Here is a 21726-nt window from a genome sequence, read left to right as displayed (position 1 = left end):
CGCTTCTCGCCTTACGACTGTTCCGGCCGTGGTCCCGTTTGGGGTCGCGGCCGTTTTGTTGTGGGTCAAATATGAACGTTGTGTTAATGAGTCGGTGGACGGTGGTGTTTTTCGGTGAGCGGCGTATCCTTCCAACGGTTTATCTAGTGTGTCAGTTGAAAGGAAGAGGGCGCTCATCATTGTTTGAATGTGAACTGCCGTTTGACCACAAGACGTTGCATCTGGAGCTCGAGGATAAGAACTTCGCGGGTGTGATGGAAGGTCATCAAAACGAGTTTAAGACTACAAAATCTCAGGAAGAGCTGGTAGAGGAGTCGCTTGCCAACCCTTATGGCTCGCCTTCGCTCGAGGAGCTTTGTGCTGGCAAAAAGGACATCGTCATCATTAGTTCCGACCATACGCGTCCCGTTCCTTCGCGTGTGACGATGCCTATTCTGCTGCATCACATTCATGCCGCTGCGCCCGAGGCGCGTGTGCGTATTTTGGTTGCTACGGGTATGCACCGTCCGTCGACGCACGAGGAGCTCGTCAACAAGTATGGCGAGGACATCGTTGCCAACGAGGAAATCGTTATGCATGTCGCGACCGACGACAGCATGATGAAAAAGATTGGAACCCTGCCTTCTGGTGGCGAGTGCATCATCAACAAGATCGCTGCCGATTGCGATCTGCTGCTTGCCGAGGGCTTCATTGAGCCGCACTTCTTTGCCGGTTTCTCTGGCAGCCGTAAGTCCGTGCTGCCCGGTATCGCTAGCTACAAGACCATCATGTACAACCACAACGGTCAGTTTGTGAACGATTCCCATTCGCGTGCCGGCAACCTGTGCCACAACCACGTGAGCGAGGATATGTTTGCCGCTGCCGAGATGGCTCACCTTGCCTTTGTGCTCAACGTGGTGCTCAACGGCAAGCACGAGGTCATTGGCTCCTTTGCCGGCGACATCCACAAGGCGCACGAGGCCGGCTGCGACTTCGTGAAGAGCCTTGCCGGCGTTGAGCCCGTCGAGTGCGATATCGCCATCACCACCAACGGCGGCTACCCCCTCGACCAGAACATTTACCAGGCCGTGAAGGGCATGTGCGCTGCCGAGGCCACGCTTCCCGAGGGCGGCGTGATCATCGACGTCGCCGGTTGTGCCGACGGTCACGGTGGCGAGGGCTTCTATCACAACATCGCCGACAACGATCCGGCAGAGTTTGAGCGTGCCTGCATCGACCGTCCTAAGGACGAGACCCTGCCCGACCAGTGGACGAGCCAGATTTTCGCCCGCATCCTGGCGCATCACCCTGTGATCATGGTCACCGACCTGTGCGATCACCAGATGCTCAAGGATATGCACATGACGCCGGTCAACACTATCGAGGAGGCGCTCAAGCTCGCCTTTGAGATGAAGGGTGCCGATGCCAAGGTGGCCGTCATTCCCGATGGCCTGGGCGTTGTTGTCGCTCAGCACTAGTGCGCGGCTCAAACGAATCGTTTATAACCGACAAGAAAGATAAGGTTTTATGCTTACCAAACTCCTCTGCGAATTCGGCGCAACGGCCCTCATGATCATCTTTGGCGTGGGCGTGCACTGCGATACCGTGCTCAAGGGCACCAAGTATCAGGGCTCCGGCCACATGTTTGCCATCACCACCTGGTCTTTTGGCATCTCGGTCTGCCTGTTTGTCTTTGGCGGCGCCGTGTGCATGAACCCCGCCATGGTGCTTGCCCAGTGCATCGTAGGCCTGGTGCCGTGGAGCAGCTGCATCCCCTTCATGCTTGCCGATATGCTCGGCGGCTTTGTGGGTGCTGTGATCGCTTGGTTTATGTATGCCGATGAGTTCAAGGCTTCCGAGGGTGTCGTTGATCCCATTGCTCAGCGCAACATCTTCTCGACCAACCCCACCACCGAGGGTGCGAACTATGCCCGTAACTTCTTCTGCGAGGCTATCTGCACCTTCGTGTTTATCAGCGCCATCCTTGCTGCTGCTAGCCGTGCTGGTGAGAACGTTCTGTTGCTCGCCATCTGCGTCGGCCTGATTGTCTGGGCCGTTGGCATGGGCATGGGCGGCATCACCGGCTTCGCCATGAACCAGGCACGTGACCTTGGCCCTCGCATGGCCTATCAGGTGCTGCCGATTAAGAACAAGGCTGACAACAACTGGAAGTATGGTCTGCTTGTTCCTGGCATCGCGCCGTTTGTCGGTGCTATTGTGGCCGCGCTGTTTGTGCATGGTTTCCTGGGCATGTTCTAGTCGAAGGCTACATAGTTGTCCGCTGGCCGCATGGGGTAACTTCCCAGCGCGTCCTCGGACATGCAAAAAGGCTCGCTGCGCACTTCGTGCGGCGAGCCTTTTTGCGTCCTGCGGAATGCGCTGGGAAGTTACCCCATGCGGCCAGCTGCGGGATCTTTGCTGCGCTCGAGCAAGCAACCCAACATATATCTGAATTTGGATGGGAGGGGCTTGTTGCTGATAGGGGCGTTGAGCTGTTGTTGACACTTTGGGATGCGTGGCGCCCTAGGTTGGGGTGATGCTTTGGGATGAGCTTCTTACTTAGCTGAAGAGGGGCTGTATGGCTGAGAGGTAGTCTTTGGCTACGTTGGATTTGTTGGCTTGGAAGTTGTGCCAGGCCCACCATTGAACCATTCCTACGAAGCTTGAGGCTATGTGGTGTAGTAGGAAGCTTCGGTCCATGGTGGCGGCGGGGCCGTTTGGGTCGGTAGGGACGGTTTCGGCTGCTCGTGACATGATGGTCTTGCGTAAGCAGTCGGCGAAGACGCGTGAGCCGGCGCCGGCTACCAGCGCTCGGACGCCCTGGCGGCGCTCCCAGAGGTTGTTGAGGATATGCTCGACCTGCACGAGTGGGTCGTCGAGCGGTGTGCCATCGTCGTCGAGAGCGTGGGTGCAGATGTCGCTCACGAGCTCGGACAGTAGGTCGTCTTTGCTCTTAAAGAGACCGTAGAATGTCGCGCGGCCTACGTGAGCGCGCGCGATGATGTCGCCGACGGTGATCTTGCTGTAGTCCTCCTCGCGCAGTAGCTCGGAGAATGCTGCGACGATGGCAGCGCGGCTTTTTTCCTTGCGGGCATCCATGGCTATGCGTCCGCGTGAACGAGCAGACAGCGGAGCGTGCCGGAGCAGCCCTCGTAGGGGCGCTTACCGGCGCCGTAGCCGACGGCCTCGATGCGGTAGCGGGCCGGCAGGTGCTCGGACGTGCGCAGTGCGGCGACGATGGCGGCGCCCGTGGGCGTCACGAGTTCGCCGGCGACCGGTGCGGGCGTGAGGGCGATATTGCCTGCTTGGCATAGGTTGACGACGGCGGGCACCGGGATGGGCATAAGGCCGTGGGCACAGTGGATGGTACCGTGACCCTCGGAGAGCGAATCGACCACAATATCCTCAATGTCAAGGTCGTCGAGGCAGATGGCGACAGAGCAGACGTCGACGATGGAGTCGATGGCGCCCACCTCGTGGAACATGACGGTCTCGGGCGTTTTGCCGTGAGCCTCGGCCTCGGCGGCGGCGAGCGCGGTAAAGATGGCGAGCGCACGACGCTTGGCGCCATCGCTCAGCTGCGAGCCGTCGATGATGGCGGTGACATCCGCCAAAGAACGGTGGTGATGGTGGTGGGCGTGATGGTGGCCCTCGTGGCCATGGCCGTGGTCCACATGCTCGTGCTCGTGGCAGTGATGGTGCTCGTGCTCATCTTCGCCATGGTCATGATGGTGGTGCTCATGCTCGTGCTCGACAGTAGTCTCATTACCGTAGAGCCAGGCCATATCGTGATCGTGGTTTTCGAGCTCCTCAGCCAGCTGAACATCGAAGTCGCAGGCGTCGATGCCATGCTTGTTTACGCGCGTGACAGCGACCGCAAAGCCGTCGACCGGCAGCGTGGCAAGTTGCTCGCGCAGATGCTCCTCGCTGGCGCCCAGGTCGAGCAGGGCCGCGACGGTCATGTCGCCGCTGATGCCCGAGGTGCCGTCGATGATAAGCGTGTGCTGATGGTTGGACATGAAATGCTCCTTAGCGGGCGCAGGACGTGCCGGCGCTCAGATGATTGATAAGACTTGCCTGGTAGGCGGCACCAAAGCCGTTGTCGATATTGACGACCGAAACGCCGCTGGCGCAGGAGTTGAGCATGGCGAGCAGCGCGGCCACGCCACCAAAGTTCGCGCCGTAGCCCACGCTGGTGGGAACGGCGATGACTGGGCAACTCACCAGGCCTCCGATGACGCTCGCCAGGGCGCCCTCCATGCCGGCGATGGCGATGACCACCTGTGCCTGGGCAAGTTCCTCGGCATGCGCAAGCAGGCGGTGCAGGCCGGCGACACCTACGTCGTAGAGGCGATCGACTTCGTTGCCGTAGAACTCGGCTGTTAATGCGGCTTCTTCCGCGACGGGCAGGTCGCTCGTACCGGCGCAGGCGACGACGATGCGTCCGTTGCCGTTGGGGGAGGGCTTGCCAGCCACCAGGGCGAGCTGGGCGTCCGGGACATATCCCAGGTCGATGCCGTTGCCGAGGAGCTCCGAGGTGCGGGCTGCCTTTTCGTCGTCCAGGCGCGTGACCAGGATGCGCTCCTGGCCGGCATCGAGTAATGCTTTGATAATGGCGGCAATTTGCTCGGCGGTTTTACCGGCGCCGTAGACAACTTCGCCGGCTCCTTGGCGCACCCCGCGCGAAAGGTCGAGCTGCGCAAAGCCCAAATCGGCGGTCGGAGCCGTCTGGATGCGCGTGAGGGCGTCGGCAGGGGTGACTGCTCCGCCGGCAACATCGCTCAGCAGCTGCTCTAGATCTCGCTTATCCATATATGTTCCCTTCGACGGCGCAAAGTTTAGCACTCAAAGGGTATGTTTCCGAACACTAAGACAGAATTGTTCGGAAACTATAGGACAGACTGATTCAATTGCTAGACGGATTGGCTAGTCGCGCAGGATGATGTCAATGGCGAGCATCAGATTGCGCTCGTCGATGGCAAACGGGGCGGCCTCGCGCGTCTTGGGCTTGGCACAAAACGCGATGCCCGTGCCCGCGGCCTGAATCATGGGGATGTCGTTGGCACCGTCGCCGATCGCGACGGTGTGGGCCATATCGACGCCGCACTCAACTGCCCAGTCCAGCAGCTGGATGAGCTTGGACTCCTTGGTCACAATGTCGGCAGCCAACTTACCGGTGAGCTTGCCGTCCACGACCTCCAGACGATTGGCCAGGCAAAAGTCGATGCCCGCGGCGGCCACGATCTTATCGGCGACTTCGTGAAAGCCGCCACTCACGACGCCGACCTTCCAACCCTTGCTGTGTGCTGAGCGCACAAGCTCCAACGCGCCGGGGGTAAATGTCACGCGCTCAAAGGTGCGCTCGAACACGCTCTCGTCCAGGCCGGCGAGCAGCCCCACGCGCTCCTCGAGCGCCTGCTTAAAGTCAAGCTCGCCGCGCATGGCGCGTTCGGTGATCTGTGCCACCTGCTCGCCCACGCCGGCCTCTTCGCCCAACAGGTCGATGACCTCCTGGTTGATGAGCGTGGAGTCGATATCCATAACGATGAGGTGTGCGGTCATGACGGGCCTTTCCGAGTGCAGTTGTATTGGGGCACATTGTCGCACGTGACGAGCGCGGGCGGGTGCCGCGGCGCGTCAATTGTTTCGTCTCCGTCAAGTCTTTGGGCAGGAGCTACTTTTCCGCGGCACATCGACACAGGTGCGATAAGATAGAACGCCATGTCTGGCTGCGCGGTTTACGCAGGCCGGGCAAATCTGTACGACGCCGCCCGGAACGACACGGGGCGGCACAGATCCATAAAGGAGGATCACTGGTATGAGCCAGACCCGTCCCATCGACGAGCATTCCATGCACACCCGTACCTGCGGCGAGCTTCGCAGCGAGAACGTGGGCGAAGAGGTCACCCTCACCGGTTGGGTGAGCCGTCGCCGCGACCACGGCGGCCTTATCTTCTGCGACCTTCGCGACCGCGAGGGTATCACGCAGCTCACCTTCGACCCCGAGCACTCCGACGGCGACGCCTTTAAGATCGCCGAGACCATGCGCCCCGAGTGGCCCATCAAGATCCACGGCGTCGTGCGCGCTCGTGGCGAGGAGACCACCAACACCAAGCTCGCGACCGGCGAGATCGAGGTCCTGACCGACCACGCCGAGGTGCTCAACACGTCCGTCACCCCGCCGTTCCAGATCGAGGACGGCATCGAGACCAGCGAGGACACCCGCCTGCGTTATCGCTATCTGGACCTCCGTCGTCCCGAGATGATGGCCAACCTCAAGCTGCGCTCCGACTTTACCTTTGCCATTCGCGAGGCGCTGCACAACCGTGAGTTCATGGAGGTCGAGACGCCCTCCCTGTTCAAGTCCACGCCCGAGGGCGCCCGCGACTTCATCGTCCCCAGCCGCATCCAGCCGGGCAACTTCTACGCTCTGCCGCAGTCCCCGCAGCTCCTGAAGCAGCTGCTTATGGTCGGTGGCGTCGAGCGCTACTACCAGGTCGCCAAGTGCTTCCGCGACGAGGACTTGCGTGCCGACCGTCAGCCCGAGTTCACCCAGGTCGATATCGAGATGTCCTTCGTGGACCAGAACGACGTCATGAGCGCGCTCGAAGAGGTCCTGGCCGACGCCTTCGGCCGCATGGGTGTCGAGATGCCCACGCCGCTGCGTCGCATGAACTACTGGGAGGCCATGGACACCTATGGCTCCGACAAGCCCGATACCCGCTATGGCATGCATCTGGTCGACCTGACCGGCATCTTTGCCAACTCCAAGTTCAAGGTCTTTGCGACTGCCGCAAACGAGGAGGGCTCCGTCGTCAAGGCCATCAACGCCAAGGGCGCCGGTGCCTGGGCTCGCGCCAAGATCGATAAGCTCGCCGGTGTGGCCTCCACGTTTGGCGCCAAGGGCCTGGCCTGGATCGCATTCCGCGAGGACGGCTCCATCAACAGCCCCATCGTCAAGTTCTTCTCGGACGAGGAGATGGCGGCTCTGCGCGAGCGCATGGGCGTCGAGCCCGGCGACCTTGTGATGTTCGCCGCCGGTCCGCGCCTGCTCTCCGACGAGATCCTGGGCGGCATGCGTTCCCACATGGCCAATGCGCTCGAGATCAAGCGCGAGGGCCACGACTTCCTGTGGGTCGTCAACTTCCCGCTGTTCCACTGGGACGAGGATCGCAAGGCTTACGCTGCCGAGCACCAGCCCTTCACCCTGCCGACCGAGACCGACATCGCCAAGATCGAGGCCGACCCGCTGGCAGCCGGTTCGTGCACCTACGACTTTGTCATGGACGGCTTTGAGGCCGGCGGCGGCGGTATGCGTATCCACAACGCCGAGATGCAGATGTCCATGCTCAAGCTCCTGGGCTTTACCGAGGAGCGCGCCGAGTCGCAGTTTGGCTTCCTCATGGAGGCGCTCAAGTTTGGTGCACCCCCGATGGGCGGTTTCGCTCTGGGTCTGGATCGCGTGTGCATGCTGCTCACCGGTTCCGACTCCATCCGCGACGTCATGGCGTTCCCCAAGACGGCCAGCGGCTCCGACCTTATGTCGGGCGCTCCGAGTGCCGTTTCCGGCGCCCAGCTCAAGGATGTCAGCCTGCGCCTGATGTAAGCGAGCGGCTACATATTGCCCGCAACGAGGGAAGGACGCGTGCCTTCCCTCGTTTTTTATGCGCCGAGATTGTGAGGGCATGGGATGACCGGGCGTCGCGGAAAGTGCGTCCCGGAATCTGCGTCCAGAACGGGTCGCGCTTTCCCAAAGGGGGTCCTCTGGGAAAGCGCGACCCAGAATTCGGCAAAATAATGGGACACAGTTTCCGGTTGAGCTGTCTAACGGAAACTGTGCCCCAGAATGAGCGCTCAAAACGGGCCGGGCTTTCCACAGCAACTGTCTGGCGGAAAGCCCGGCCCAGTTTCCTACAGCGAGTCTCTCTGAACGAGCTGCATGTGCATGACGGTGGTGGTGGGCTCGGCACCCTTGATCATGTCGAGCGCAATGTTGGCGGCCATGTGGCCTTCTTCGCGCAGGGGCTGGCGGACGGTCGTGAGTGCGGGGACGCAGCGCGTCGCAATCTCGTGATCGTCGAAGCCGACGACAGAAACTTCCGCCGGAACAGATAGGCCTGCCTCGTTGAGTGCGGTGATGACGCCAGCCGCGATACGGTCCGATCCGCAGAGCACGCCATCGAAAGCAATCTTGCGCGCGAGGATCTGGCGCATGGCCTGATAGCCGTCTCCGCTGTTCCAGCCGGTATAGATAACGTTTGCGTCTGGGAGGTCTTCGCCCAAGACGGCGCGGTAGCCGCGCAGGCGGTCGACAACAGCGGGGTTGTCTTGCGGTCCCAACACGGCGACGATATCTTTGCGCCCGCACTCCTTCATGGCGTGTGCCGCAAAGCGTCCGCCCTCTTCGTCGTCAGAGTAGACCGTCGAGAACACATCGCGATAGGGGTGGCCCTCGAGCTGGCCGCACAACACGGTGGGTACGCCCAGCTCGCGCAGCACCTCGAGCAGCTCGCTGCCCTTGTAGGGGGAGACGTCGATCACGGCGTCGAACGAGCGGCGCTCAAAGTGCTCGCGTGCGCGGTTGCGCTCATGCGTAGAAGACGCCTGCAAGATAACGGGCAGATAGGACGACTCCGACAGTTCCTCGGTAATACCGCTCAAAAACTCGCTATAGGTGGGGTCGCTGAAGAGTTCACTCAGGGGCTCGGTCACGAGCACGGCGATGATTTCCGTGCGCCCGACAGCGAGCGCTCGGCCACGGGCATTGGGGACAAAATTGACTTTCTTGGCCGCCGCACGGACGCGCTTTTTGGTTTCCTCGCTAATGCGGGGCGAATCGTTGAGGGCGCGCGATGCCGTGGAGCGCGACACGCCGGCAGCTGCGGCAACCTCGGCAAGCGTAGGTGCGGTGCGAACTGGTTGGGTCATGGCGTCTCCTGGAAAATGCGGTCGATGTTGTCACTGATACGGGCTGGTGCGGATACAGCTTACTATAGTGCACCTGAACAGCGTTCATGATATCCGGTGACAGGTGTCGTTTTGCAACCAAGCCGCAATCGAATACGTCTCGTGTGGGTGAGATATCAGCGGGCGTGGCGGTTGCCTACGAGCTTAAGAACGATGTTTTGCGCTGAGTTTCGATACTCAGGGTGACATAAGTGTCGCAGCTGTACAACCGGTTGCACCGTTAATCCGACCAAATCGACCGTTCAGCGGACAACCGGTTGCACAATTTTTTGCATCGCCCGTAAGATAAGGACAACCGGTTGCACAAGAATCACTACGATGACGAAGGAGCATCACCATGGACGCCATTAACGATTGGGAAAACCAAGCGCTCACCCACAGGAACCGCCTGGCACCCCATGCGTACTTTATGGGTTACGAGACCGCCGATCTCGCCGCTACGTACAGCCGCGAGCTGTCGCGCGGGTTTGTCCAGCTGTCCGGCTCGTGGCAGTTCCGCCTCTTTGAGGGGCCTGCTGCCGTTTCCAACGAGGAGCTCTCCACGTACGAGCCCGAGTGGGATCACGTGGAGGTTCCGCACCTGTGGCAGGTGGATGGCTATGGCAACCTTGCCTACACCGACGAGGGTTTCCCGTTCCCGGTGGATCAGCCGTTCGTTCCCTCCGACGACCCCACGGGCGTCTACCAGCGCATCGTCAACCTTCCCGCCGTGCCTGCCGGCGCTCGCGAGATCATTCGCTTTGACGGCATCGAGAGCTATGGTGAGCTGTACGTCAACGGTCAGTTTATCGGCATGACCAAGGGTTCGCGCCTGTCTGCCGAGTTTGACGTGACCGACGCGCTCGTCGAGGGCGACAACCTGTTTGCGGTCAAGGCTCTGCAGTACAGTGATGGCAGCTATATCGAGGATCAGGACATGTGGTGGGCCTCGGGCATCTTCCGCGATGTGTACCTTATGCAGCGTCCCGCCGCGCACCTGGTCGACTTTAGGTTCCGCACGCACCGCGAGGGCGATGCCGCTCTGATCACGCTCGATACGGTGGCCGAGGGCGCTACCCGCGTTGTGTATACGCTCAGCGATGGCGGAAACGTGGTGGCTACGGGTGAGTGCGTCGACGGCCATGCCGAGTGCAGCGTTGCCGATGCCCACTTCTGGAATCCCGAGGACCCCTTCCTCTATGACCTTACGTTTGAGGTCTACGATGGCGACGAGGCCAGCGAGTACGTTCCGCATCGCCAGGGTCTTGCCGAGGTGACGGTCGAGGGCAATCATATCTACCTCAACGGCACCTACTTTAAGATGCATGGCGTCAACCGCCACGATCACGACGATCACAAGGGCCGCGCCGTGGGCCTCGATCGCATGCGCCGCGACCTGGAGCTCATGAAGCGGCACAACATCAACGCGGTGCGCACCTCTCACTATGCCAATGACCCGCGCTTCTACGAGCTGTGTGATGAGTATGGCATCATGCTGGTCGCCGAGACCGATATGGAGAGCCACGGCTTCGAGAATATCGGCAACATCGCCCTGGTCACCGACGATCCGGCATGGGAGCCGGCCTACGTCGACCGCATTGAGCGCCTGGTGATGCAGGAGCGCAACCACGCCTGCATCATTATGTGGTCGATGGGCAACGAGAGCGGCTATGGCTGCAACATCCGCGCGATGTACGCCAAGGCTCACGAGCTCGATGATCGTCCGGTCCATTATGAGGAGGACCGCAACGCCGATACCGTCGACGTTATCTCCACGATGTACTCCCGTGTTTCGCAGATGAACGACTTTGGCGAGCACCCATTCCCCAAGCCGCGCATCAACTGTGAGTACGGTCACTCCATGGGCAATGGTCCCGGAGGCCTGTCCGAGTACCAGGAGGTCTTCGATCGTTGGGATTGCATCCAGGGCCAGTTCATTTGGGAATGGTGCGACCACGGTTTGGCTGCTGTGACCGAGGACGGCGTTGCCTACGATATGTATGGTGGCGACAACGGCGATTACCCCAACAACAGCAACTTCTGCATCGATGGCATGGTGTTCCCCTGGCAGCAGCCGAGTCCGGGCCTTACCGAGTACGGCCAGGTTATCTGCCCGGTCCGCATGGCTTATGACGCCGAGGCAGGCGAGCTGACCGTCACCAACAAGCGTTGGTTCACCACCCTCGAGGATGTCTGCCTGTCGGCCGAGACCCTGGTGGACGGCGACGTGGTCTGCCGCAAGACGCTCATGCCCGGCGCGGTTGCCCCCGGCGAGTCCGTCCAGCTGCCACTGGTGATTCGCGAGGCCGCAGTGGGCGAGACCCTGCTGACCGTGCGCGCCTACACCATGGCCGCTCACGTCTGGTGCGAGCCGATGTTCCAGCTGGGCGCTAGCCAGTTTGCCATCGCAAACCATCCGGCGCCGACCATCGTGGCCCCCGCTCGTCCTGAGCTTACGGTTGAGGAGACCGAGCAGGAGATCCGCATCCACTCCCTCAACGGCGAGCTGACCTTCAGCAAAGTCAACGGTACCGTGAGCGAGTGGAAGGCATCCGGCCGCGACGTCATGGCCTCTGGTCCCCAGGTTGGTTTTTGGCATCCGCTCGTCGATAACCATGCCCAGGAGTATGACTCACTGTGGAAGGACAACTTCATCGATGTGATGCAGACGTCTACCCGCAAGGTTTCTTGGAAGCAGGATGGCAATGCGGTCGTCGTTACCGTGAGCCAGCGTATCGCTCCTCCCGTCCGCGCGTTCGGCATGCGCGTCGAGCTCGTCTACACCGTGCTTCCGAGCGGTCGAGTCGACCTCAAGGTTTCCGGCGAGCCCTACGGCGATTACTCGGATATCATCCCGCGCATCGGCATCTCCTTCGAGGTCCCCGGTTGCGATCGTGCCGTCGAGTGGTATGGCCACGGCCCGGGCGAGAACTATCCGGACTCGCTGCGCGCCAACCCGGTCGGTCATTACCGCACTACGGTCGACGACATGTTCACGCCCTACGTTATGCCTCAGGATTGTGCTAACCGCGAGGGCACCCGTTGGGTCGCCCTGCGCTCTAGCCACGGTGACGGTCTGGTCGTGACGCGTCCGAGCGACGCCGCCTCCAACCCGTTCTCGTTCTCGGCATGGCCCTATAGCTGCGAGGCTATAGATAACGCCAAGCACGTCTACGACCTTGTCAAGGGCGACACGGTTACGGTCAATATCAACGACCAGCTGCTCGGCCTTGGTTCGAACTCTTGGGGTTCCGAGGTGCTCGATTCCTACCGCACCCGTTTTGAGAGCTTCAGCTTTGAGGTGTCCCTGCGACCGCTGACGTCTGCCGATCTGGCTCAGGCGCTGGCACCCATTAAGGAGGCATAAGTCATGCATGTCTTTAACTCGCGCGCCGATTTCGACGCTCAGATGAAGTCCGTCAAGAAGTGGATGCGCACCGGTCAGGCGCTCGATGGCGTTGCCGACCTGCAGCACGACGTGGCTTACTCCATCGGCGACTCGTTGGTGTACTGGTGGGTCTATGCCCGCGAGGCCGCTACCGCCGATCTGGTCGGTCACCGTCGCTACCATGCCGTGCTCGCTCCGCTCGACGGCGACCTGACCGTCGAGGTTGCCCCCAAGGCAGACCTCACCTGCATCCGTGCTTACAGCGATATCGATGATCGCGAGCGCTTTGAGGGTGCGGGGGAGACCGTGACGATTCCCGCCGGCGGCGTTGCCGTCGTCGAAATTGACGAGGCCTACCGTGTCGTGGCCGATGCCGCGGATTCCCGCGTCGTGGTACTGCACGTGACGGTTGAAGGTTATTCCTTCCCCAACAAGTAGTATTCGTCCGTTTGGACGTTTGCTTCGCGCCGTTAAGGGGGATGGCTTTGTTGACTCCCTTTTCCCCATTCCCCTTAGCAGGTGCGCCGTCCACGATTGCGCTTGCAGTCCGGACGGTTTTAGATGAGATATAACGGATGATTGGGAGGGCTTATGAGCTCTGAAAAACGAGGAACGATTGGTTCGTTCGCTCTGCTGGGCATGACGGTCGCCGCCGTGTTCGGTATCAAGAACATCATCAACAACAACGCGGCCATCGGCTTGGCAGCTGCGCCGTCGTTCTTTTTCGCTACGCTTTTGTACTTTGTCCCCTATACCCTGGTTACCGCCGAATTCGTCGGCCTTAACAAGGACTCCGAGTCGGGCGTGTACGCCTGGGTCAAGACCTCGATGGGCGGTCGCTGGGCATTCCTGACGGCATTTAGCTACTGGTTCGTTAACCTGTTCTACTTTGCGTCCGTCCTGCCTAACGTCATCATCTACGCGAGCTACGTGTTCTTTGGTGCCAATGCCGAGCTCTCGCAGCTGTGGATCACCATTATCGAGATCGTCGTCTTTGCTATCGCCACGTGGGTTTCGACCAAGGGTGCTAAGTGGATCGGCTCCATTTCCTCCTTCGGCTCGACCGCGGCTCTCGGCCTGACTGCCGTGTTCATCTTGCTGTCCCTGGCTGCTGCCTTTGGCGGCGTCGAGTTCGCTACGGCTCCTACCCCCGCTAACATGGCTCCCGACACGAGCAACTTCGCAACTATGTGGGGCTTCTTCGGTACGCTTGCCTGGATCATCCAGGGCGTTGGCGGCGCTGAGTCTGTCGGCGTGTTCCTTAACGACCTTAAGGGTGGCGTCAAGGCCTTCGTGCGCACCGTCGTTATCGCCGGCCTGACCATCGGCCTTCTGTATGCAGGCGCTTCGCTGCTGGTCAACCTGTTCATTCCCGAGGGCGGCGTTGCCATCTCCACCGGTATCTTCGACGTATTCGGCGCTGTCTTTGCCCACTTTGGCATTCCCATGGAAGTGTCCACGCGCGTCATTGGCCTGATCCTTCTTGCCGCCACGCTGGGCTCCCTCATGATGTGGACCTCTGCTCCCATCAAGGTCTTCTTCACCGAGATCCCCAAGGGCGTCTTTGGTAGCAAGATCGTCGAGCTCAACGAGCACGGCATTCCTGCCCGCGCTGCCCGGCTGCAGTTCGCCATCGTCGTCCCCATCCTGATCATCCCGGCCCTGGGCTCTGGTAACCTCGACGACCTGCTCATGATCGTCACCAACATGACGGCTGCCACCGCTCTGCTCCCGCCGCTGCTGATTCTGCTTGCCTACTTTATGCTGCGCAAGAACTTCGACGCTGCGCCCCGCGACTTCCGTATGGGTTCGCGCACCTTCGGTCTGGTCATTGCCGCCTTCCTGCTCGTTGTCTTCTGCTTCGTGCTTATCTGCGGCACCATTCCGCTCGATCAGCCTCTGTGGCTGACGCTGGTCTACAACGTTGGCGGTGTAGTTGTCTTCCTGGGCCTTGCCGTGATGTGGTACAACCGCTACATCAACCGCCTGCGCGAGACCGATCCCGAGGCCGCCGAGAACGAGCTTCGCCCCTCCGTCCTCGACATGATGGAGTAGCGGCTAGGATTAATCTACGGCTGTGGAATAAATCGATTCCCTTTCCTAAGGAGGGGCCTTACGAGGCCCCTCCTTTTGTGTTTTGGGGCATGGTTTTGGACCCCGTGGTCAAAAAATGCCAAATATGAGTACTGTTGCAAAAGAGGTGTCATATTTTTCGGCCTGTTCTGAGCAAAAACGGGCTCAAAATCAATTTATCTAACCCCCTTTAAAGGGCGTTTGACGGCTTTCAACCTCTTCGAATCGCTCAAAGCAGGCACTTTGCTCGCGATTTTGCTGCTACTAAATCGGTGACAGTACTCATATTTGCCACTTTTTGCCCACGAGGTGTTCAGAGGAGCTCTCGACAAGCATCTAACGCTACAATAACTACCACGTGGTTGGGTTTGCCGGCCGAATGTGCGATGCCGCGGGAGGGGACATGGTCGAGTTTACAAAGACGATTAAAGATCCGTTGGGACTGCATGCCCGCCCGGTTGCGCTGCTTTACGACATCATTGCCAAGCATCGTAGCAACGTATCGGTCAGTATCGGCGATCGCCATACCGACGGCCGCGATGTAATGGGGCTCATGGCTCTCTACGGCGAGTGCGGCGAGGACATCATCTTCCGCGTTTCGGGCGTAGACGAGGCTTCCTGCGTCACATCGATCAGAAACCTCTCGCTCTAAGCATGACAGGGCGCGGCAAAGGACAGCTCTTTGCCGCGCCTTTTTGTTTCGTATAGGAAACTTTTTCGAAATCTAAATGGGGACCCTTTCCAAAAAGTTAACCACGTGCTAGTTTACTATAGCGAACATAGACGTGGTTAACTTTTGCTGCGTCGATGTTGAGGACGAACTGACGTTAGGAGCTCACTCATGTCTTGCGGACCGCAGATGCCGGCTATGCCGCTTTCGATGGTAAAAGCGGGCGAAACCGTGCGCGTGTCTCGCGTAAAGGGCAATGAGGATATGAAGCACCATCTCAAGGACCTCGGCTTTGTCGAGGGCAACGAGATCCACGTGGTGAGCTCGAGTGGCGCCAATATCATCGTCACGGTGCTGGGTGCACGCTTTGGTATCGATTCCAAGGTTGCCATGCACATCATGACCGTCGGTTAGTTCGTAGCATTTCGCAAAAAGCTGAAAGGGGGACAAGTACATGAAGACGTTGGGTGACGTCAAGGTGGGCGAGAGCTCTACCATCGTCAAGCTTCACGGTGAGGGTGCACTGCGCCGTCACCTTATGGACCTGGGGCTCATCAAGGGCACGTCGTTTAAGGTCGTAAAGGTCGCACCGCTCGGAGATCCGGTCGAGATCAACGTGCGCGGCTACGAGCTTTCCATCCGCAAGGAGGAGGCTGCCGTCGTCGAGGTCCAGTAAGGGCCAGCGGCATGTATTCTTGCAGGTAAAGTTAGGGTTTTCTAACTTAGCAATGCAACGTTGAAGCACAATATCCAGCCCGCTCGGAGATGACAGCGCGGGCACACAAGGAAGAAGGATTGAATGGCGGATTCTCAGATCCATGTCGCGCTGGCGGGTAACCCCAACTGCGGCAAGACCACGCTTTTCAACCTGATCACCGGCGCCAACGGCTACGTTGGCAACTGGCCCGGTGTCACGGTTGAGAAAAAGGAAGCCAAGCTCCTAAGCGACAAGAACGTTACCATCACGGACCTCCCCGGCATCTACTCGCTTTCCCCCTACAGCCCCGAGGAGCAGTGCTCGCGCGACTACCTCATGAGCGGCGAGCCCGATGTCGTTGTCCAGGTGGTCGATGCCACCAACCTCGAGCGCAACCTGTACCTGGCGCTTCAGGTTATCGAGACCGGCCTGCCCGTGGTCGTGGCCCTCAACATGGCCGACCTCGTGGAGAAGAACGGCGACAAGATCGACACGGACAAGCTTTCCAAGAAGCTTGGCTGCCCGGTCATGATGATCTCGGCCCTTAAAAACAAGGGTATCAAGGAGCTGTTCGAGCAGGTCAAGAAGTCTGCTGCTTCCAAGGGCCAGGTGCCGGAGCACAAGTTCGATTCCTCCATCGAGGACGTTCTGGACCACATCGAGAACAACCTGCCGGCGAGCGTTCCCGCCAACAAGCGTCGCTACTACGCTGTCAAGCTGTTTGAGCGCGACGCGGACGCCTGCAAGCTCATCAACCTCACCAAGGAGAAGGCCGCTCGCGTCGAGCAGCTGGTCGCCCAGTGCGAGCAGGATTGCGACGACGACGCCGAGTCCATCATCACCGGCGAGCGCTATGGCGTGATTGCCCACATTATCGACGAGTGCATGACCAAAGCTCCGGCCAAGATGAGCGCCTCCGAGAAGATCGACCGCGTGGTTACCAACCGTATCCTGGGCCTGCCGATCTTTGTGGTCATCATGTTCTGCGTGTACTACATCGCCGTTTCCACCCTGGGCGGCACGGTGACCGACTTCACCAACGACCAGCTCTTTGGCACCGACGGTTGGTATGTGCTCGGCCAGGGCCGCGACGCCTACGACGCAGCTGTCGAGGCTGCGGGTGACGCCGCCGACTCGGTCGACCCGGCACAGTACGGCCCCTATGTTCCGGGTATTACCACCGTGGTGCACGATGCCCTTGTGGCGGGCGGCACCGAGGACGGTGGCCTGGTCGATTCGCTGGTCTGTGACGGTATCGTCGGCGGTCTGGGCGCCATCTTCGGCTTCGTGCCGCAGATGTTCCTGCTGTTCGTGATGCTGTCTTTCTTGGAGGACTGCGGCTACATGGCCCGCGTCGCCTTCATCATGGACCGCGTGTTCCGCCGCTTTGGCCTGTCCGGTAAGTCCTTCATCCCCATGCTCGTGTCCTCGGGCTGCGGCGTCCCCGGCGTCATGGCCACCAAGACCATCGAGAACGAGAAGGACCGCCGCATGACGGTCATGACCACCACGTTCATTCCCTGTGGCGCCAAGCTGCCGATCATCGCTCTGCTCATGGGTTCCATCATCGGCGATTCTTCCACCACCGCCGCATGGATCAGCCCGCTGTTCTACTTCTTGGGCGTCTTTGCCGTCATCGCCTCGGGCCTCATGCTCAAGAAGACCAAGCTCTTCGCCGGTCGCCCGACGCCGTTCGTTATGGAGCTTCCCGCCTATCACTTCCCGGCAATCCGCTCTTGGGCGCTGCATGTATGGGAGCGCTGCTGGGCCTTTATCAAGAAGGCCGGCACGGTCATCTTCGCGTCCACCGTCGTGGTTTGGTTCCTCTCCAACTTTGGTAGCTACAACGGTTCCTTCGGCTTCCTGCCTGCGATGGACGGCATCCCTGAGGAGTTTATGGACTACTCCGTGCTCGCCATGCTGGGCAACCTGGTCGCTTGGATCTTCGCCCCGCTCGGCTTTAGCACCTGGCAGGCCACCGCGCTGACTGTCTCTGGACTTGTCGCCAAGGAGAACGTCGTCGCCACCGCCGGCTCGCTGCTGTCCGTTGCCGACGCCGCCGAGACCGACCCGAGCCTGTGGACCGCGTTTGCGGGCATGTTCCCCACCATGGGCGCTTGCGTTGCCTTTGGCGCCTTTAACCTGCTGTGCGCCCCGTGCTTTGCCGCCATGGGCACTATCCGCAACCAGATGGACTCCGGCAAGTGGACCGCGATTGCCATCGGCTACGAGTGCGCCTTTGCCTGGGTGATCGGCCTGTTCATCAACCAGTTCTACAACCTGCTTGTCCTTGGCCAGTTTGGTATTTGGACGGTTGTAGCCATCGTTCTGCTGGTTGCGATGCTCTTCCAGATCTTCCGTCCCATGCCCAAGCACGCTTGGACCGACGAGGACGAGACCAACACCGCTTCCGCTGCAGTTTCCGCTTAAGTCCGAATAAGGATCAGCCCCTTTCCACGAGCCCGGGTGTCCCAGCGAAACTCGGGCTTTTTGGTGAGGGAGATGTGGCGTTTCCGCAGATAAAACCGACCAAAATATACCTGTCCCTTATTGGCAGGTGGAGAATGGGGTAAAGTAAGTGATGGTTAACTAGAGGAGGCTTGCTATGGCACCTATCGATATTGTTGTACTGGCTATTATCGGTATTGCGTTTGTCGCCGTGTGCGTGCGCATTTATCGCAAGGGCACCTGCGCCGACTGCGCTCAAGGTGGCGTTTGCACAGGACATTGTTCCAACAAAAAGACCTGCGCCGCACTTAAGGGCGTGGACAAAATTGCCGAAGACTTGGGCCGCGGTATCAAGTAAGGTCCGTCATCCAAGCGCCCCGCGAGCATCCGTTCGCGGGGCGCTTTGCACATTTGGGGGCGAGCGTGGCGAGTTGAAGGGTGATTTTGGGGTATCGTTACCTGTACTGTTAATTGGCAACTTATCTATAACGGAGTAACCCCATGAGCGCTCGCGTAACCATGAAGGACATAGCCGCCGAGCTTGGCGTTTCCATCAATACCGTGCATAAGGCCCTGACGGGCAAGGCCGGCGTGAGCGAATCCGTGCGTGCCAAGGTGAATGCCAAGGCCGAGGCCATGGGTTACCACCGCAACACAAGTGCCTCGAGCCTGCGCCGCAAGGATATCAACTTGGTGTTTTGCCTGCCCCGCGCATCGCGCGAGGGGGCGTACTTTTTCCGTTACCTTTGGGAAGGCTGCAACCGCTTTGAGCAGGAGGTCATCGATCAGGGCATTACGGTTGAGCGCGTTGAATTTGGCGTGGGTGGCTACGCCGATGCGCTCGAGCAGATTGATGAGCGTCTGCAGGTGGGCGAGAAGATTGATGGCCTGCTTGCCTATGTTCCGGGCGATGACCGCGCAACCGAGCTCTTGAGGCAGATTGCCGAGGCGGGCGTGACAATCGAGCTCGTAGACGGCGACCGCCCGCACCTCGATCGCCTGGGTGCCAGTCTGGCGGACTATTCCGCGGCGGGCAGTCTTATGGCGGAGCAGGCGGCAAATCTGGTCCACGCTTCTGGGGCTGACGCCCGCGTGCTCCTGTTGGCGGGCGACCCTTATACCGACTCGCACTATCTGACCGCCCGCGCCTTTCATAATTACCTGCGCGAGCACGATATTCCATGGCGGGTTGAGGACCTTGCCGGTGCCCATGCGCAAGTCAAACAGCTCGAGCGCGAGCTTGAGCAGCGCTTGAGTGCGCCGGATGCTCCCGAGCTCATCTGTAGCGTTTTTGCCGTTGGTTCCGAGGTGGTCGCCGATGCGCTTGTTTCGAGCGGCAAGGCCGGCAAGGTCATGGTGATCGGCAACGACCTGTTCCCCGAGAGCGCCCTGGCCTTACGCCGTGGCATTTTTACCAATATCGTCTATAAGGACCCGGTGAGCTTGGCCTACCGTGGTGCCAAGACCTTGGGCGAGTATTTGCTGTGGGGTAAAACTCCGGCGGAGCCCGTGCAGAAGGGTGCTGTGGAGATGGTGTTTGCCAGCAACGTCGACCGCTACTGCGAGCTTGCGGGAATTTAGCCGTTTGGTCAGGTACCCCCTCTTGCGGCGTGCATTTTTTGGAGTATTCAGCAATGGCGTGTTCCGAAAGAGGCTCAGAACAACTGTTTTAAGTGCCTCCGATGGCGTAAATCGCCATCGGAGGCACTTTTTTATGCCGATCGGGCGCGATATGCGCATCAAATAGGGCGTCGAGGACGGTGCGCAGTACGCCCCGATGCTGAATATTCCCAAAAATGTACGCCGAGACATGACCCACCTGAGCAAAAACGCCCAGGTTCGGTGTTCGGGGACGTTAGTCCATCCGCAATGCATGCGTGTCACGGCTCCAGCAACCGTTGAACGGGCAAAATTGACCGTTCACCCCATGGTGGTTAGGTGAACGTTCACCTTTTAAGTCGCAATGAATTAGTATAGTGAACGTTCACCTAGAGGATAACGAGCGCATCGTGCGCCCGCTCCGCCAACAAAGGGGTTGTTTGATGAAAAACTTCATGGACGATCAGGATTTCCTGCTGAGCACCAAAACCGGCGAGGAGCTGTTCCGCAACTTTGCCGAGGGTATGCCCATCGTTGACTACCACTGCCACATTTCTCCCAAGGAGATCTGGGACGACAAGCGTTTTGAGAACATCACCGAGGTTTGGCTGGGCGGCGACCACTACAAGTGGCGCCTAATGCGTGCCAACGGCGTCGACGAGCGCTTCATTACCGGCGATGCCCCTGCTCGCGAGAAGTTCCAGAAGTGGGCCGAGACCCTGGGCCGCTGCGTGGGCAACCCCGTCTTTGAGTGGAGCCACCTGGAGCTTAAGCGTTACTTTGGCTACGAGGGCGTCCTGAACGGCAAAACCGCTCAGGAGGTCTGGGACCTTGCCAACGCCAAGCTCGCCGAGGCCAGCTTTACCTGCCGCAACCTCATCAAGCAGTCCAACGTCCGCATGATCTGCACTACCGACGACCCCGCCGACAGCTTTGAGTGGCACAAGAAGATTGCCGCCGACGACAGTTTTGACGTTCAGGTCGTTCCCGCCATGCGCCCCGATGCCGCCCTGCGCATCGAGCGTGGCCAGGAGTTCGCCGACTACTGCAAGCATCTCTCCGAGGTTGCTGGCGTTGAGATCAGCGACTTCGAGGGCATGAAGGCTGCCATCTCCAAGCGCTACGACGTTGCCCACGAGCTGGGCTGCCGCGCTTCCGACCACGCGCTCGACTACGTTATGTACGTTCCGGCTACCGCCGACGAGATCGAGACTATCTTTGCCAAGGGCCTTGCCGCCGAGCCGCTTACCGAGGACGAGGTCCTCAAGTACAAGACGGCCTTTATGCGGTTCGTCGCCGGCGAGTATGTCCGCCTTGGCTGGGCCATGCAGCTGCATTTTGGCTGCAAGCGTGACAACAACCGCGCTATGTTCGCCAAGCTCGGTCCCGACACCGGCTACGACTGCATCTCCAACTACACGCCGTCCGGCCAGCTGGCCGATTTCCTCAACTCCATCCAGGAGGCCACGGGTCTGCCCAAGACCATTCTGTACAGCCTGAACCCCATCGACAACACCATGATCGATACCGTGATGGGCTGCTTCCAGGAGGCTCCGACCGCCGGTAAGATCCAGAACGGCTCTGCCTGGTGGTTCAACGACAACGAGATCGGTATGCGCGAGCAGCTCACGGCTCTGGCTAACGAGGGCGTGCTGGGCAACTTTGTGGGCATGCTTACCGATTCCCGCTCCTTCCTGTCCTACCCGCGTCATGAGTACTTCCGTCGCGTGCTGTGCGGTGTGATCGGCGAGTGGGTCGAGCAGGGCAAGTATCCGGCCGACATGGAGCTGCTGGGAGCCATCGTGCGCGACATTAGCTACAACAACGCGGTCCGCTACTTTGGCTTTGACCTGGATACCGTCGAGGCCTAAACCCGCATCGAATCACACCGAACTCGGGAGCGCCGTTGCCACACGCGGCGCCCCC

General features: G+C 59.9%; 18 protein-coding genes. 13 read left to right on the top strand and 5 right to left on the bottom strand.

The features are described 5' to 3' along the window. The first annotated feature begins 179 nt into the window (after positions 1 to 179). Both larA and larD read left to right on the top strand, forming a co-directional pair. Positions 180 to 1457 (top strand): nickel-dependent lactate racemase, encoded by a 1278-nt coding sequence (larA, locus tag DW913_RS00335; protein WP_117797129.1) that lies wholly within the window; start codon positions 180 to 182, stop codon positions 1455 to 1457. Between the two features lie 49 nt (positions 1458 to 1506). Next, positions 1507 to 2238 carry a D/L-lactic acid transporter LarD gene (gene larD / locus DW913_RS00330; protein ID WP_117797128.1) on the top strand — a complete coding sequence of 244 codons (732 nt, stop codon included), beginning with the start codon at positions 1507 to 1509 and terminating at the stop codon, positions 2236 to 2238. A 300-nt stretch (positions 2239 to 2538) separates the two neighbouring features. Here the strand turns inward: larD and DW913_RS00325 are convergent, their stop codons facing one another. The 4 genes from DW913_RS00325 to serB all read right to left on the bottom strand — a co-directional run bounded on the left by DW913_RS00325 (position 2539) and on the right by serB (position 5541). Next, the gene (locus DW913_RS00325) at positions 2539 to 3078 is read right to left on the bottom strand and encodes a TetR/AcrR family transcriptional regulator (RefSeq protein ID WP_117797126.1); all 540 of its coding nucleotides are present in this window, start codon (positions 3076 to 3078) and stop codon (positions 2539 to 2541) included. Between the two features lie 2 nt (positions 3079 to 3080). Continuing rightward, positions 3081 to 3998 carry a LarC family nickel insertion protein gene (locus DW913_RS00320; protein ID WP_117797124.1) on the bottom strand — a complete coding sequence of 306 codons (918 nt, stop codon included), beginning with the start codon at positions 3996 to 3998 and terminating at the stop codon, positions 3081 to 3083. A 10-nt stretch (positions 3999 to 4008) separates the two neighbouring features. Continuing rightward, positions 4009 to 4791, bottom strand: a complete 783-nt coding sequence (gene larB / locus DW913_RS00315; protein ID WP_117797122.1) for a nickel pincer cofactor biosynthesis protein LarB — start codon at positions 4789 to 4791, stop codon at positions 4009 to 4011. Between the two features lie 114 nt (positions 4792 to 4905). Next, complete coding sequence (gene serB / locus DW913_RS00310) at positions 4906 to 5541, bottom strand: phosphoserine phosphatase SerB (protein ID WP_117797120.1); 636 nt, start codon at positions 5539 to 5541, stop codon at positions 4906 to 4908. A gap of 256 nt (positions 5542 to 5797) precedes the next feature. Here serB and aspS point away from each other — a divergent pair, with 256 nt between their 5' ends. Continuing rightward, on the top strand, positions 5798 to 7585 hold the full coding sequence (gene aspS, locus DW913_RS00305) for an aspartate--tRNA ligase (RefSeq protein WP_117797118.1): 1788 nt from the start codon (positions 5798 to 5800) through the stop codon (positions 7583 to 7585). Positions 7586 to 7890: 305 nt separating this feature from the next. Here the strand turns inward: aspS and DW913_RS00300 are convergent, their stop codons facing one another. Further along, the gene (locus tag DW913_RS00300; RefSeq protein ID WP_117797116.1) at positions 7891 to 8907 is read right to left on the bottom strand and encodes a LacI family DNA-binding transcriptional regulator; all 1017 of its coding nucleotides are present in this window, start codon (positions 8905 to 8907) and stop codon (positions 7891 to 7893) included. A 376-nt stretch (positions 8908 to 9283) separates the two neighbouring features. On the opposite strand from DW913_RS00300, the gene DW913_RS00295 reads away from it, so the two are divergent. From DW913_RS00295 to uxaC, 10 genes are all read left to right on the top strand, one after another. Next, a complete protein-coding gene (locus tag DW913_RS00295; protein WP_117797114.1) occupies positions 9284 to 12292 on the top strand; it encodes a glycoside hydrolase family 2 TIM barrel-domain containing protein in 3009 nt (1002 codons plus the stop codon). Between the two features lie 3 nt (positions 12293 to 12295). Then, positions 12296 to 12751 (top strand): hypothetical protein, encoded by a 456-nt coding sequence (locus tag DW913_RS00290; RefSeq protein ID WP_117765414.1) that lies wholly within the window; start codon positions 12296 to 12298, stop codon positions 12749 to 12751. Positions 12752 to 12904: 153 nt separating this feature from the next. Beyond that, positions 12905 to 14368 (top strand): amino acid permease, encoded by a 1464-nt coding sequence (locus DW913_RS00285; protein ID WP_117765412.1) that lies wholly within the window; start codon positions 12905 to 12907, stop codon positions 14366 to 14368. A gap of 421 nt (positions 14369 to 14789) precedes the next feature. After that, entirely contained in the window at positions 14790 to 15038 is a 249-nt protein-coding gene (locus DW913_RS00280; RefSeq protein ID WP_158559602.1) for an HPr family phosphocarrier protein, read from the top strand. Between the two features lie 189 nt (positions 15039 to 15227). Beyond that, positions 15228 to 15470: a FeoA family protein gene (locus tag DW913_RS00275; RefSeq protein ID WP_022094360.1), complete on the top strand. Its 243-nt coding sequence runs from the start codon at positions 15228 to 15230 to the stop codon at positions 15468 to 15470. Between the two features lie 40 nt (positions 15471 to 15510). Beyond that, a complete protein-coding gene (locus tag DW913_RS00270; protein ID WP_006234774.1) occupies positions 15511 to 15732 on the top strand; it encodes a FeoA family protein in 222 nt (73 codons plus the stop codon). 123 nt (positions 15733 to 15855) lie between these two features. Continuing rightward, on the top strand, positions 15856 to 18183 hold the full coding sequence (locus DW913_RS00265) for a ferrous iron transporter B (RefSeq protein WP_117797112.1): 2328 nt from the start codon (positions 15856 to 15858) through the stop codon (positions 18181 to 18183). Positions 18184 to 18358: 175 nt separating this feature from the next. Then, a complete protein-coding gene (locus DW913_RS00260) occupies positions 18359 to 18559 on the top strand; it encodes a hypothetical protein (RefSeq protein WP_117797110.1) in 201 nt (66 codons plus the stop codon). A gap of 143 nt (positions 18560 to 18702) precedes the next feature. Next, positions 18703 to 19782, top strand: coding sequence for a LacI family DNA-binding transcriptional regulator (locus DW913_RS00255; RefSeq protein WP_117797109.1), 1080 nt, complete (start codon positions 18703 to 18705; stop codon positions 19780 to 19782). 461 nt (positions 19783 to 20243) lie between these two features. Further along, entirely contained in the window at positions 20244 to 21671 is a 1428-nt protein-coding gene (gene uxaC / locus DW913_RS00250) for a glucuronate isomerase (protein ID WP_117797107.1), read from the top strand. The last annotated feature ends 55 nt before the right edge of the window (positions 21672 to 21726 follow it).

The sequence above is a fragment of the Collinsella sp. AM42-18AC genome (assembly GCF_003467965.1).
In the GTDB taxonomy this organism is placed as follows: Bacteria; Actinomycetota; Coriobacteriia; order Coriobacteriales; family Coriobacteriaceae; genus Collinsella.
The sequence above is the reverse complement of the archived record's forward strand: the minus strand, read 5'-3'. Positions and strand labels throughout refer to the sequence as shown.